The organism is Acinetobacter gerneri DSM 14967 = CIP 107464 = MTCC 9824 (assembly GCF_000368565.1).
GTDB lineage: Bacteria > Pseudomonadota > Gammaproteobacteria > Pseudomonadales > Moraxellaceae > Acinetobacter > Acinetobacter gerneri.
Window position 1 is genome coordinate 18,696 of the sequence record NZ_KB849544.1, and the last position, 13,142, is coordinate 31,837.

At 34.3% G+C, this 13,142-nt stretch carries 16 protein-coding genes and 1 pseudogene; 13 read left to right on the top strand and 4 right to left on the bottom strand.

Going from position 1 to position 13,142, the window contains the following annotated elements; all coding sequences use genetic code 11:
- Window positions 1-59 precede the first annotated feature (59 nt).
- The 9 genes and pseudogenes from F960_RS22980 to F960_RS11400 form a co-directional block, all read left to right on the top strand.
- Window positions 60-234: pseudogene (locus F960_RS22980) on the top strand (RHS repeat-associated core domain-containing protein); the annotation flags it as partial.
- A 65-nt stretch (window positions 235-299) separates the two neighbouring features.
- A complete protein-coding gene (locus tag F960_RS22985; protein ID WP_228134727.1) occupies window positions 300-575 on the top strand; it encodes a hypothetical protein in 276 nt (91 codons plus the stop codon).
- 19 nt (window positions 576-594) lie between these two features.
- Complete coding sequence (locus F960_RS11375; RefSeq protein ID WP_004865154.1) at window positions 595-963, top strand: hypothetical protein; 369 nt, start codon at window positions 595-597, stop codon at window positions 961-963.
- 113 nt (window positions 964-1,076) lie between these two features.
- Window positions 1,077-1,400: a hypothetical protein gene (locus F960_RS11380; protein ID WP_004865157.1), complete on the top strand. Its 324-nt coding sequence runs from the start codon at window positions 1,077-1,079 to the stop codon at window positions 1,398-1,400.
- A gap of 65 nt (window positions 1,401-1,465) precedes the next feature.
- Window positions 1,466-1,540, top strand: a complete 75-nt coding sequence (locus tag F960_RS21855; RefSeq protein ID WP_235716337.1) for a hypothetical protein — start codon at window positions 1,466-1,468, stop codon at window positions 1,538-1,540.
- Window positions 1,541-2,481: 941 nt separating this feature from the next.
- Window positions 2,482-2,688, top strand: a complete 207-nt coding sequence (locus F960_RS11385; protein ID WP_004865160.1) for a hypothetical protein — start codon at window positions 2,482-2,484, stop codon at window positions 2,686-2,688.
- A 322-nt stretch (window positions 2,689-3,010) separates the two neighbouring features.
- Window positions 3,011-3,766, top strand: a complete 756-nt coding sequence (locus F960_RS11390; RefSeq protein ID WP_004865163.1) for a hypothetical protein — start codon at window positions 3,011-3,013, stop codon at window positions 3,764-3,766.
- A 13-nt stretch (window positions 3,767-3,779) separates the two neighbouring features.
- Window positions 3,780-4,826: a linear amide C-N hydrolase gene (locus F960_RS11395; RefSeq protein WP_004865166.1), complete on the top strand. Its 1,047-nt coding sequence runs from the start codon at window positions 3,780-3,782 to the stop codon at window positions 4,824-4,826.
- 24 nt (window positions 4,827-4,850) lie between these two features.
- The gene (locus tag F960_RS11400) at window positions 4,851-5,318 is read left to right on the top strand and encodes a hypothetical protein (protein ID WP_004865170.1); all 468 of its coding nucleotides are present in this window, start codon (window positions 4,851-4,853) and stop codon (window positions 5,316-5,318) included.
- 79 nt (window positions 5,319-5,397) lie between these two features.
- Here F960_RS11400 and F960_RS11405 read toward each other — a convergent pair whose 3' ends face one another.
- Together F960_RS11405 and F960_RS11410 are read right to left on the bottom strand one after the other, a co-directional pair.
- Window positions 5,398-6,582: an MFS transporter gene (locus tag F960_RS11405; RefSeq protein WP_004865172.1), complete on the bottom strand. Its 1,185-nt coding sequence runs from the start codon at window positions 6,580-6,582 to the stop codon at window positions 5,398-5,400.
- Between the two features lie 131 nt (window positions 6,583-6,713).
- Window positions 6,714-7,157, bottom strand: a complete 444-nt coding sequence (locus tag F960_RS11410; protein ID WP_004865174.1) for a PaaI family thioesterase — start codon at window positions 7,155-7,157, stop codon at window positions 6,714-6,716.
- Between the two features lie 197 nt (window positions 7,158-7,354).
- Between F960_RS11410 and F960_RS11415 the strand changes: the two genes are divergently transcribed.
- Window positions 7,355-8,620 (top strand): Rieske 2Fe-2S domain-containing protein, encoded by a 1,266-nt coding sequence (locus F960_RS11415; protein WP_004865178.1) that lies wholly within the window; start codon window positions 7,355-7,357, stop codon window positions 8,618-8,620.
- Window positions 8,621-8,670: 50 nt separating this feature from the next.
- Window positions 8,671-9,606 (top strand): PDR/VanB family oxidoreductase, encoded by a 936-nt coding sequence (locus tag F960_RS11420; RefSeq protein WP_004865180.1) that lies wholly within the window; start codon window positions 8,671-8,673, stop codon window positions 9,604-9,606.
- A gap of 66 nt (window positions 9,607-9,672) precedes the next feature.
- On the opposite strand, the gene F960_RS11425 is transcribed toward F960_RS11420, so the two are convergent.
- Both F960_RS11425 and hpaA read right to left on the bottom strand, forming a co-directional pair.
- Window positions 9,673-10,608, bottom strand: a complete 936-nt coding sequence (locus F960_RS11425; RefSeq protein ID WP_004865183.1) for a helix-turn-helix transcriptional regulator — start codon at window positions 10,606-10,608, stop codon at window positions 9,673-9,675.
- A gap of 49 nt (window positions 10,609-10,657) precedes the next feature.
- Window positions 10,658-11,554, bottom strand: a complete 897-nt coding sequence (hpaA, locus tag F960_RS11430; protein ID WP_004865187.1) for a 4-hydroxyphenylacetate catabolism regulatory protein HpaA — start codon at window positions 11,552-11,554, stop codon at window positions 10,658-10,660.
- 151 nt (window positions 11,555-11,705) lie between these two features.
- Between hpaA and F960_RS11435 the strand changes: the two genes are divergently transcribed.
- Window positions 11,706-12,365: a fumarylacetoacetate hydrolase family protein gene (locus tag F960_RS11435; RefSeq protein WP_004865190.1), complete on the top strand. Its 660-nt coding sequence runs from the start codon at window positions 11,706-11,708 to the stop codon at window positions 12,363-12,365.
- A 3-nt stretch (window positions 12,366-12,368) separates the two neighbouring features.
- A complete protein-coding gene (locus tag F960_RS11440) occupies window positions 12,369-13,130 on the top strand; it encodes a fumarylacetoacetate hydrolase family protein (protein WP_004865193.1) in 762 nt (253 codons plus the stop codon).
- The last annotated feature ends 12 nt before the right edge of the window (window positions 13,131-13,142 follow it).

Here is a 13,142-nt window from a genome sequence, read left to right on the forward strand (position 1 = left end):
TTGAACTTCAGACGATACAGCTCAATGAAATAGAAAAATCTTATCTACTGCAACCGCATGGTTTTCAAGGTCAAATTTATGATGTTGAAACAGGTTTACACTATAACCGTTTCCGTTATTATGACCCAAATATTGGAAGGTTTATAAGCCATGACCCGATAGGTTTACTTGGTGGTGAAAATCATTTTCAGTATGCGCCGAATCCAGTGGAGTGGGGTGATCCGTGGGGGTTAGCCTTTACTCCTAAGCCCTTATCTTCAGGAGTAGTTTTTCGGCAAGGTAGTCGTACGAATAAAAATATGACGCCGCGTCTTGGAAAAGATACAAATCCAGCTAGAAAGCCTGGATTGTCAACAACAATTGAACAACCAATCGATGGAAAATATCAGATGTTAGATGTTGAAAAATTAAATAAAAATGGATTAGATGTTATACAAGATGATCTAGATCATGCTTCAATTAGACCTAAAGATGATCCTACTTTGGAAAAGCTTAATGAATGGGCTAAGACAAGGGAAGATGCAGATAATAATCCATGTGATTTAACGCGTAATGTAAAATCATCTATTATATAAAAAGATAGGGCTGAAGGTGATGAAAAAAGATGAGCAAAAAATTTACAATGAATTTATGAATTATGTTGATGAGTTTAATTCTTTTGAAATAGTTTCAAGTGTTCAACTTAGTTTAGAAATAGCGACAAAAAGATCTAGATTATTGTTAAGTATTTCTTTTTTTTATGAATATCTTCTAGATAATGATATAGATGAGCTTGTTTTAGAACTTGAATTTGATAGAAATAGTCTACATTATTCAGGAGATATTACTAAAGGAAACGGTGAGTATATATTTATACTTAATGGAAAAAATAACAATAATATGATTTTTAATTTAGATGATATTAAATCTAAGTTGTGGTTAGCTATAAATGAAGTGGCACCAAAAAATAAAAATGGTAGGTAGATGTAGGCTATATAAAGGATGAAATTATATTTTTCCATAAACCAAAAGTGCTCATTTTTTTGATTAAAAAGTTATTAAATTTATTACTGACTTTAAGCTCAAAAGGTAATAATATGTTGAAAAAATTTATTAATGAAAAAGAGGATACTAAAGAACATTGGCTAAACTGTGAAAAAAATAGATTGCCTTATATTGATATTAAATTATTTTCTAATGAGTATTCAATAATTTATTATGATATAACTAATTTAAATGTTGATCTTGAAAAAATATCAGAGAGTTTAAGGAGAATTTATTTAGTATATATTGAATTTTTGCGGTTAAATGGATCAGTGTTTTATAATTATGTAGATCAATATTACTATTTAAATTTTTTAGTAAAGGCTGAACATGCAGAAGTATTAGCTGAATATTTGTTTGATTATTTAAAAGGTTAATACTTTCACTATAGCGTTTCCGTTATTATGAGCCTGATATTGGCAGGTTTATCAGCCATGACCCGATAGGTTTACTTGGTGGGGAAAATCATTTTCAATATGCGCTTAATCCTGTGGCGTGGATTGATCCGTGGGGCTAGCAAAAATAATACATGTAAGGCACTATACAATATAGAAAAGTGGTAAATGCTATAGAAAAATAATATCCAAAAATAGCAGTATGATGTCCCTGAAAAATAAAACAGAATGGGTAAGAAAACATCATTTAGAAGGTTTGGAATATTGGACTTCTAAAGAAAAACATGATTAGTTCAAGATAAAATTTACTATCATGAATGGAAGACATTGCCTAAGAAAAAATTGCATTTAACACGACTTTAAGAAAATATATATCTACTACAACTACACATTTTTAGAGTCAGAATCATGGTTTAGGAATCGATTTACTTGGCGGCGATGATACTTCCATGTCTATTGAATTTCGATTTGGGCTATAGCGGATATGTACTTTGATAAGAATCATCTAGTTCAGTATAGGGAAGTTAGTATCTATTACGTGATTTTTATTCTTTTATAGGCCTAAAATACTTCTAAATTTTCAATTGAAACAATAGAATAAGTTTTTTGTCAGTATGATACAGTGTAGCTGATGAAAATTTAGTATCACTTTCAATAAAATAAATTTAATTATTTTAATTAAAAATTAATATTTTATGATTAAATTTTATGTGTCGCTTCAGGATAAGCAAATACAAATTTTGTAAAAATTTAAAGCTTGCAGAAGTAACTTTATGATATTGAGCTCTAAATCTAAGGGTACTAAAATGTAACACCTAAAGAGCTGATGAATATGCACATTATTTTAGAAATAATTAATAATGTGTCATAAATTTTAAGTTTTGATGTTCTTTAGTGTGATATATTTCACATATAATATTTATTATGAGACAAGTTATAAATTTTCATAAGCTTGTGAAATTGGTATAGATGAAAATTATCTTAAATTTCATATACTTGCTTGATTTTTTATACACTGACTAGATGATGAAAAGCTTTTAGTTTTTTATAGGATGGTTGAGATATGCCAAGTAGACATAAACGTCATAAGCAAAATTATCCTCTTACAAGTTGGTCGACGGATCAGGATTGCTTATTGATCGAATATAATTTTTTAAGTTTAGATTATCTCAGTGAGATGCTGCCGTATTCCATTGATGAGATTAATGAACGTAAAGAATTTTTAGGTTTAAATACCAACCAAAAAAGCTGCGGTCAGCTTATGGGTTAATTTGACCAAAATATTTGATTTTACTGCATATCAAAGCTCCATAATGGGGCTTTTTTGTTTTATGGGTGTCTACATTTATATGTAATCGAAACAATAATATGACTTAGTGTTGAGTGTGAATAATTTATAAATGAAAACTAATATATATTGAAGTAGTATTTCTCTTGCTGAACTAGATTGTTAAGTTATATTTCATATGAATTATTATTGTTCATATTTTTTAAATAATGTATATAAATTAATGACTAAAGTAGAATAATGTTAGGTTTTTTTAAACTATCATGATAAGAATATTTGTAGTTTAAATTACGTGAATATTATTATGAAATTTAAAACAATATTAGCACTTTTTATCAATAGTTTGTGGATGAGTAATGCTGTTGCAAACCCTTTACAAAATTCGCTTGATGGGCCAGTAAAAGCCAATCTAAATCTATATGTTTTTGCTGCTGATATCTCAGGTGATATAGGTGCAGGACCTATAACTTATGACGTAGATCAGTCTTTTAGCGACACTTTAGAACATTTAGATAAGTCTTATATGGGGCATTTAGACCTAAGTAAAGGCAAATGGGGTGCATACGTCGATTATCAATCAGTTCAAACTTCTCAGAAACAAAGTGTATTGCAAGTTCCAGTCGCTTTAAGTACCGACTTGGATCAGACTAGTTTTGGTGTTTATTATCAAGCCTATACTTCTGATAAATTAACAAAAAATGGCTATTCAAAATTTATATTAGAACCGACTGTTGGACTACATCATACCAAAGCAGCTGCCAATCTCAGTGCTTTGGGTAAAAATATTGATCTAAACAAATCATGGAATGAAATCTTTTGGGGAAGTCGTTTTAAATACAATTTTGAATCACCTTTTAATCTAGCGTCAGAAATCACATTTGGCCAGGAAGGCACGATATCTGCGCAAACATATTTGGGTTATCGTCTTGGTTTTTTTGATCGAGATTTCAATTTACGTATGGGATATCGTTATCTAGAGCAAGACTACAGAAGTGATAATTTTCATTGGAAAGTTAAAGAATATGGTCCAGTTATTGGTTTAAATCTACCACTTTTCTAAGCAGGATATTAATATGAAAAAGAACTTATTGAGAGCATGTTTAGCAGCGGGTTTATTGATTGCGAGTGATATTGCAATGAGTTGTACCCGGGTTGTATATCTTGGTGATCAGGACGTGATGACGGCACGTTCGATGGATTGGAAATCGGATGTCGGGACTAATCTTTGGATTTTACCCAATAAAGTACAACGTTCTGGTTTAGCAGGTCCTGATTCAATTCAATGGAAATCGAAATATGGTAGCGTAGTTGCGACTGGCTATGATATTTCAACTACGGATGGGGTCAATGAAAAAGGTCTTTCCGCAAACTTATTGTGGCTTGTTGAATCTGAGTATCCAACTGTAAATAAGAGCAAAAAACCAAAATTGAGTATTTCACTTTGGGCACAATATGTCTTGGACAATTTTGCCACTGTTAATGAAGCGATTTCGGCCTTAGAAAAAGAGCCTTTTATCGTCGTTACAGATCAGGTTCCAGGTGAAAAGCGCTTAGCAACTTTACATTTATCAATCTCTGATGCGAGTGGTGATAGTGCAATTGTAGAGTATATAAATGGTAAACAAGTTATTCATCATAATAAAAAATATCAAGTGATGACCAACTCACCAACCTTTGATCAACAGCTTGCATTAAATACTTACTGGCAGCAAATTGGTGGTACAACGATGCTACCAGGTACAAATCGAGCTTCTGATCGTTTTGCTCGTGCCTCATTTTATATCAATGCAATTCCTAAGAATGCAACTCCGCAGCAATCTTTAGCCAGTGTTTTCAGTGTGATACGTAATGTATCTGTACCTTTTGGTCTAAACACTGAAGAAGAACCAAATATATCATCAACACGTTGGCGTACTGTTGTGGATCATAAACGTCAGTTATACTTTTTTGAGTCGGCTGTCTCTCCAAATATATTTTGGGTTGACTTAAAAGAGATTAACTTTAATGATGGTAATACTAAAAAACTAGATTTAGGCGTTGATCAAGCAAAAGTATATGCAGGTAAAGCCAATGCATCTTTTGTAGAAAGCAAACCATTTTCTTTTCTTGGTATAAAATAGTTCTTCATCAACATGAGATTCGTTATGAATAAATTTTTCGCCATTGCATTATTATCCAGCTCAATTATTGGCTGCGCATCTACGCAACCAACTCAAAATGCTGCGATTAAGGACCTCGTACTTTGCAAAACTAATGAAATTTGTCCTGCAGTTAAAGTTGCAAGAAGTACAACAAACAGTGCTAATGCAAGAATTACAATCGATCTGGACGATACATATCAGGAGTTTAATATCCAACAAGTCGTCTTTGATAATGGTCAAAAGCAAGTGAATTTTCCTGTAACTGGCGCAACTAAATTTGACTATATTGCAAAAATGCACCGTTCAACGAATAGTATAGAAGTACCGATTTCTTTACTTAAAGATTTAGGTGGTACAGATACCGTTTCAATGACTTTAGTTACAGATCGTGGAAATATCACGCGATATATTTTAAATCATGGTGAAAAATCAGGCATTTATAATCAATTTGCAAAATTGAAAAGTAATTAATTGCTTTGAGATTCCGCCTAATTAAGTGATTAGGCGGTTCATTAATTTTTAGAGATAGAAGTAAGAAATAAAATATAAATTATGTGATTAATTTTTTCTTATTTTCATTAAATGCATCTACTACACACAGCATAAAACAACACAGGGCATAGCATAAGCCAAGTATACAAGCTCCATTCCAACCAAAATGTCGCCATGCATAGATACCTGTAGTGGTTCCTAGAGCAGCACCCAAGAAATAGCCCGTCATGTAGATGGCATTAAATCGTGATTTTGCTGTACCACTTAATTGGTAGACAATACTTTGATTGGTCACATGAATAGCTGAAAGTGATGAGTAGATAATAACAGTCGCAATCACGTAAAAAATCAAACTATATGCTAAAGAATAGAAAAACAGCCAAGATACAATGAGCCCAATTCCACATAAGATTGAAATACGATGCGCATAACCTTTATCAATGAATTTTCCGGTAAAATTAGCTAGAAATACTCCGATAATACCGACCAATCCAAATAGCCCAATAGTAAAGTCACTAAAATGATAAGGGGCAGGAGCTAGAAGGAGTGACATTGTGGTAAAGATGATGCTGATCCCTGCAAAAGTTAAACCTCCAATATAAGCACGCAAACGCAATTTGCTATTTTCACGAAAAATTTGATATAAAGTTTGCATAGTATGCAAGTATTTATCCGATTTTTCAGGAGGAAATGGACTAATATTTCGATATAAAATAAATGTCGTAATCAGTAAAATTGAACCACAAATCACATAAATAACATGCCAAGAAAACAGTGTAGATAGCAATCCAGCGAACGAGCGTGCCAACAAAATTCCAAGCATCAAGCCACTAATCAGAAAACCTACGATACGTCCGCTACTATTTGCAGGTGCTAAACTGGCTGCAAGCGGGATCATAAGTTGAGCTGAACTAGAAAATAGTCCTGTAATGAGTGTGCCTAAAAGTAATATATAAATATTGGTTGAAAATCCACTGATCAGTAGACCAAATGATGCCAGCAACATCATGATAAATAACAAACGTCTTTTTTCTAAAATATCCCCTAATGGCATTAGAAATAACAAACCACAAGCGTAGGCGGCCTGAGCAATGGTTGGAACCCAAGCAGTCGTTGTTTCGGTTAATTTTAGCTCGACACTCATCGAGTGAATCAAAGGCTGACTAAAATAGTTCCCACCAGCACAAATCCCAATCGCGATAGCCATGAGTATAATGGTTGGGGTATATATTTGACTTTTCATGTGACCTATTTTGAGAATAAGACTGTGAAAAACACGATATTCTCTTGCTGTTTTCGTAGCGATTTAGATAAGCATTTATAGTACATATCATGTGTACTCATTCGAGTTTTGATTAACTATTTGGCATAAGATCATGAAGATTTTTTACGTAATATCATGAGAGTTGCGGATGCAAATGCATAAACTTTATTATTTTCATCGACAATTTTTCCTTCACTAATCACGATATTTCGACCAGCGTTAATGAGCTTGGCTACGGCGCGATAAGTAAAACCTGATTGCATGGGGCGAGTCATTTTTACATTGAGGTCAATCGTACCATAACCTTCATTTGCATCAATCAACGTATGTGCAACACCACCCGTCGCAGTGTCTAGAGCTGTCGCACAAAAACCGCCATGTACGCCACCTTGAATATTTAAATGACGCTGATCGGGGCTAACCTCATAGACGATATAACCACGTTCTACTTCCACTAATTTCATTGGAATGGTTTGTGCCATTGCCGATGCGGCGATTTCTCCATTTTTTAGCGCGGTTAAAAATTCAAGTCCTGTTGCGTGTTGCATATCCATATTTGGTATTATCTATCTATTTAGAGTTTTGCTAATTTAGCATAATGATATTAAAAATAGAATAAAGTTTTGCTGTGCAAAATTTACTACTTAAAAAGTCTCATTTTCTAAAAAGTATCATTCATCATAGGACTTGTGATTTTATTGATAAAAAGTGATTTATATTGATTTCATATTGAGCAAAGGAGATGTAAATCATGCTTACGTACGAGCAAAATCAATTGATCACAGATGTTAGTCCAGGTACACCTTTAAATAAATATTGGAAAAAGTTTTGGTTACCTGTTTTACGTAGTGCAGCATTGGATGTAGGTGCTGCGCCAAAGAAAGTCGAAATGCTATGTGAAAAGTATGTCGCATTCCGTGGTGAAAATGGCAAAGTAGGTTTTTTATACGAAGCTTGCCCACACCGCGGCGTTTCGCTTGCAATGGGTCGTAATGAAAATAATAGTTTAACGTGTATCTTCCATGGTTGGCGCTTTGATGCAGAAGGTAACTGTATCAATATGCCTACTGAAAAAGATCAATCATTTTGTAACAAAGTTAAAGGTCAAGGATTTCCTGTAAAAGAAGCTGGCGGGATGGTTTGGGTTTATCTTGGAGAAGGTGAACCGCCTAAATTTAGTGATTATGCTTTCAATCTAATGGATGCTGATCATGTTCGCCCACGTGCTTCTTATAATGAAGCAAATTGGCTACAAAATGTAGAAACTTTACTTGATTCTGCACATATTAATTTGTTGCATAGTGATACAACTGATAATAGTAAAATCCCGCAATATGGTTTGCAGTTAACTGCTGGAAACAATACACCGCAATACACTTTTGAACCTCGCCCTTATGGACTGCGTTCTTATTCATTACGTGACAATCCAAATGCTGAACTGAATAATTTACGTGTGACTGAATATGTTGCACCAGGCACAGCATTTATTGGGACTACAGATGATGAAGCTGGTTTTGCCATCATTGTTTTGCCTGTCAATAATACGCGTAGCTTGCAATGGTACATTTATTGGGATGCAAGACAACCGATTAATAATAATCTTCCAGATTTTGCGATTGATGGTACAGATCCAGATGATGACAATTTTGCTGCCTCTCGTCAGGGGACGTATATGTATGGACAAGATCGTGCTGCGATGAAAGCTGGAGAAAGTTGGTCTGGTATCCCAGGTGTTATTTTTGAGGATTATGCTGTTGCAGAAAGTATTCCAGTTGTGGATCGTACACGTGAGTTTTTAGGCAGTGGTGATTTAGCTATTGTTCGTATGCGCCGTATTTTGATGGAACGGATTAAACTTGCTCAAGACGATAAAGAATGCGTATTTGCAGATGAATGCGATTACAAATCGTTGCGTGCGCTAGCAGATATGATTCCAAAAGATACGGATATTAAACAACATACTTATGCAAAAGAAGCAGCACGAAAAGCCGATTTTAAGGATGAACATGCAGCTTAAGATCAATCAAAATAATTTTTTTTTTGATTGATGTGGTAGGAGAAGGTCAAATGGAACGGTTGAAAGCAAGAGTAAAAACAATCACTTACTTAGCTGAAGATATCTTAGGTTATGAGTTTGAAGGGCTGAATCAAAAATTTCTGCCTGCATTTACACCAGGATCAAATGTTGATTTATTTGTTGAGAGCGTACCAGTGCGTAGCTACTCTTTATATAATAAATATGAAGATAGTCATACGTATAAAATCGCGATTAATAAAGATGAAAAAAGTCGTGGTGGCTCAATGGGTTTTCAAAATAAATTGAAAGCTGGGCAAATCGTAGAGTTATCTGAACCTAGAAATAATTTTACATTTCACGGTGAGCATAACGATATTGTTTTTATTGCTGGTGGAATAGGCATTACCCCGATTTTATCAATGATTGAGCATATAAGTGAGCAAAATTGGAAACTGTATTATTTTGCCCGCTCTGAAGATAAATGTGCTTTTGCTCAGTATCTAAAAGATAAATTTGATCAACATGTTGAAATTATTTTAAGCAATCAGGCTGGAAATATTCAAAAAAGAGTGGACCATGTTTTTCAGGTGCATAGTCGGAATACGGAGTTTTATTGCTGTGGGCCTAGCAATATGATCGAGGCATTTAAAAGCTTTCAAGCTGATTTTCCATTGACCTATTACGAATCTTTTGTTCCAGAACATGAGGCATCAACTGAAAATAGTTATACGGTTGAACTGCGTAAAAGTAATAAACTCATTGAAGTCGTGCAAGGGGAAACCTTACTCGATGCATTGCTAAAAAATGGATGCGATGTTATGCATTCATGCAAAGAAGGTATTTGCGGAGCATGTGAAACCCCTGTGTTAGAAGGTGCTGTTGATCATCGTGACTCAATATTGACTGATGATGAAAAACTCGAAAATAAAACCATGTTCCCATGTTGTTCAAGTGCAAAAGATAAATTCTTGGTTCTTGATATTTAAGCATATCTAGAGAATTACTAGTTTTGTCCTCAGACAGAGCTAGTAATTGTCATTGTGAACAATATTTTACTCAATTTTATTATCCAAATCTTGCGGGATTAATTTACATGAGTTTTTTAGATATATTTCAATAAATAATTTGGGTGACATGCCGACATATTTATTAAAAAAGTAATTTAATTTTGATGGATTCTCTATACCAGTTTTTAGGCAGACTTGAGTAATATTTAATCCTTGTAAGAGCAGTTTCTTCGCCATATCGATACGTTTATGAACTAAAAAATTGTAGGGCGTAGTACCAAAAGTTTTTTTAAACTCTCTGAATAAATGCGAACGTGACCAATTCATTTCTTGGCAGAAATCATCAATATTGATGTTTTTAGAGTAATTTTCATCTATATATTGCTGAAGTTTTCCTACTTGAAATGAGGTGATACCACCTATTTGGTTTTGTTTTACTGCATTGCTTTGGGTGAGATATTGTTGGTGTATGTGTTGAAAACAATCGTGATACATTTTTAAAATGAACTGTTTTTTTTGTTCTATATCCTGATATGACAAAATCATACGAAATAGACCATCGATCCAATTATCACGAATACCATGTAAATGGTTGAGTTCATATGATATTGGCTTTTCAATATTTGTCAGTTGAAGCAAATCATCCCAAAAATAAATTTGTGCATAAATGAGTTTATTATAAATATTCCATTCGTAGCCGTGTTTGCCATAGATCGAAATAGAGTTAAATTTCACGTTATTTTGACCAATAACATTGTTTCTCACTCGGATACTGCCAGAGATATGATAACTCAGGCAAATTTCTTCTAAAAAAGGTTCAATGACTTTGGCATTTTCAGTTTCCCATATGGCAAAAAGTGGACGGCCCTCATGAAAAATACATTCGATAAGATGTGCATTGGGGTTTGTTGAAATTGCCTCGAAGGCATTTTGCCCCTCACTTTTGAGTAGCAAAGATTCGTTTTGAATCATATCTTTCATCGACGATTAAAGCTCCATTTTAAATGTGATCTTTCAATCAACTCAGACATCATGTCTGATCATATTGTATATGTATTTGGCGATATTCTGATGGTCTAAGTCCCGAATATCGCTGAAAAAATCGACTAAAATAGGCAGGATCTTTAAAACCGAGTTGATAACAGATATTGTTAATCGCCGTATCTGTAAAGATCAGTAAGCGTTTAGCTTCTTGCATTTGGCGATCATAAATCAATTTTTTAGATGAAATATCTGCCAGTCTGCGACAGATCTCGTTTAGCCGAGTTTCTGTTACAGCCAAATGCTCGGCATATTGGGTTAGTGACCAATGTTGATCATAATGAGTCTCGATCAGTTCATTAAACTTACGAAATATTGCGAGATCATTCCCAGTATTTTTCATACGAGGCGGAACAGCTTCTGCTAATCGCATAATTTGAATAAAGATAAGATTGATTAAGCTTTTTAAAGCAAAATTTTTCGCCATTTTATTGGTTTCAAATTCAACTTTTAATTCACTCAAATATGTTTCAAGTTGGTCAAGATCTTTACTGTATCTGTGATCTAATTGTGAAGCATGCAAACAAATGGGATCGATATGCTGAACTTTAAGATCTATTTGTAAAAGTGGCCACACGATGTTTTGCTGAATGGTGAGGACATGACCTTCACAACCGGGATCAGTAATAAATGCATGCGCAACTGAAGGGGGGGTTAAAAAGAATGCAGGCGCTTGGCAGACATATTTAACATCATCCAAAAATACTCTGACTGTACCTTTAGTAAAAAAATGAATCTGGAAAAAACGGTCATGACGATGCGGAGGCATGTTCATACCAAAAAAATTGGCGAGTTTTGCCTGCGCTTCGTAATGGATTTCTTCACCAGCATAGCGCTGATCGTAGACTTCACCCATATGTAAGTTTGGAATGACTGCTGTTTTCATACCTTCGGATCCATGAAAAGTATATTTTTTTGTATCATAACTCAAAAAAGTGCTTGCTTTTAGTTATGATGTTAACTATAAAGTTAATATATTAACTAATTTTTAAAAAGTCTAGTAGGGAATATCTAGATTTAGTGGATGAGAGTATCAAATGAGTACATCAAATAGTATTGATACACAAGGAAATATCTTTGGTATTGCTTTGAATTATAAGAGTTTATATGAAACTCTAAAACAGCAGTTCAATGAAAAGCCTTATGTAAAAGAACCTGTTAAGCCAGTTTTATTTATTAAAACACCAAATACACGTAATCAATCAGGTCAGGCTGTGATTAAACGTGCAGGTGAGATTTTACAGGCTGGACCTGCAGTTGGCATCGTGATCGGGAAAAGTACCAGTCGCGTCAAGAAAAGTGATGCTAATGCACATATTGCGGGTTATGTTGTGATCAATGAACTTAGCTTACCAGAAGAAAGTTACTATCGTCCCGCTATTAAAGCAAAATGCCAAGATGGATTTTGTGTGCTTGGCAATGCTGTAGCAAAAGATCAAGTGACTGATGTGGATCATTTAGAACTGCGTGTTTATGTGAATGGTGAACTAAAACAAACAGGCAATACTTCAGACTGGATTCGCAGCCCTGAGCAAATTATTGAAGAAATTTCAGATTATATGCCGCTTTCTGAAGGTGACATTATTATCACTGGAACCCCTTTAGGTCGTGTAAATCTACAACATGGTGATGTAGTGCGTGTCGAGGTTGATCAACTTGGTGCAATTGAAAACACCATTACGGAAGAAGGAGTTTAAAACATGAAAACTGCTCAAATTCGTCACAATGGTGAAACTTATCAAGTTGAAGTGCTCGAAGATTTACAAGTAAAACTTCCAAATGGTGAAGTGCTTGCTGAAAATGAAGTGCAATGGTTACCGCCAGCAAATGGAACCATGTTTGCTTTAGGCTTGAATTATGCCGATCATGCACGCGAACTTGCTTTTGAACCACCGAAAGAACCACTGATTTTCATCAAAGCACCAAATACATTTACAGGTCACAACCAAAACACTTGGCGTCCTGACAATGTTGAATATATGCATTATGAATGTGAATTGGTTGCGGTGATTGGCAAGACTGCAAAAAATGTAAAACGTGAAAATGCACTTGAATATGTTGCTGGTTATACCTTGTGTAATGATTATGCAATTCGTGATTATTTGGAAAATTATTATCGTCCAAATCTACGTGTTAAAAACCGCCATTCAACAACGCCTGTTGGTCCTTATCTGATCGATACAGCATCAATTCCTGAACCGAACAATTTGGTATTAAAAACTTGGGTCAATGGTGAACTTCGTCAAGAAGGGACAACCGCTGACATGATTTTTAATGTGCCATTTTTAATTGAATATATTTCATCATTTATGACGCTAAATCCAGGCGACATGATTGCAACAGGTACACCAGAAGGTTTGTCTGATGTGGTTCCTGGTGATGAAGTTGTGGTTGAAATTGAAGGTATCGGCAAACTTAGAAACTTTATCGTTTCTGAAACAGAATTTTTTAAAAATAATTGATGATAAAAGGAT

Coding starts and splice junctions, on each gene's coding strand:
- F960_RS22985 (WP_228134727.1), top strand. CDS start 300: ATGACGCCGCGTCTTGGAAAAGATACAAATCCAGCTAGAAAGCCTGGA.
- F960_RS11375 (WP_004865154.1), top strand. CDS start 595: ATGAAAAAAGATGAGCAAAAAATTTACAATGAATTTATGAATTATGTT.
- F960_RS11380 (WP_004865157.1), top strand. CDS start 1,077: ATGTTGAAAAAATTTATTAATGAAAAAGAGGATACTAAAGAACATTGG.
- F960_RS11385 (WP_004865160.1), top strand. CDS start 2,482: ATGCCAAGTAGACATAAACGTCATAAGCAAAATTATCCTCTTACAAGT.
- F960_RS11390 (WP_004865163.1), top strand. CDS start 3,011: ATGAAATTTAAAACAATATTAGCACTTTTTATCAATAGTTTGTGGATG.
- F960_RS11395 (WP_004865166.1), top strand. CDS start 3,780: ATGAAAAAGAACTTATTGAGAGCATGTTTAGCAGCGGGTTTATTGATT.
- F960_RS11400 (WP_004865170.1), top strand. CDS start 4,851: ATGAATAAATTTTTCGCCATTGCATTATTATCCAGCTCAATTATTGGC.
- F960_RS11405 (WP_004865172.1), bottom strand. CDS start 6,582: ATGAAAAGTCAAATATATACCCCAACCATTATACTCATGGCTATCGCG.
- F960_RS11410 (WP_004865174.1), bottom strand. CDS start 7,157: ATGGATATGCAACACGCAACAGGACTTGAATTTTTAACCGCGCTAAAA.
- F960_RS11415 (WP_004865178.1), top strand. CDS start 7,355: ATGCTTACGTACGAGCAAAATCAATTGATCACAGATGTTAGTCCAGGT.
- F960_RS11420 (WP_004865180.1), top strand. CDS start 8,671: ATGGAACGGTTGAAAGCAAGAGTAAAAACAATCACTTACTTAGCTGAA.
- F960_RS11425 (WP_004865183.1), bottom strand. CDS start 10,608: ATGAAAGATATGATTCAAAACGAATCTTTGCTACTCAAAAGTGAGGGG.
- hpaA (WP_004865187.1), bottom strand. CDS start 11,554: ATGAAAACAGCAGTCATTCCAAACTTACATATGGGTGAAGTCTACGAT.
- F960_RS11435 (WP_004865190.1), top strand. CDS start 11,706: ATGAGTACATCAAATAGTATTGATACACAAGGAAATATCTTTGGTATT.
- F960_RS11440 (WP_004865193.1), top strand. CDS start 12,369: ATGAAAACTGCTCAAATTCGTCACAATGGTGAAACTTATCAAGTTGAA.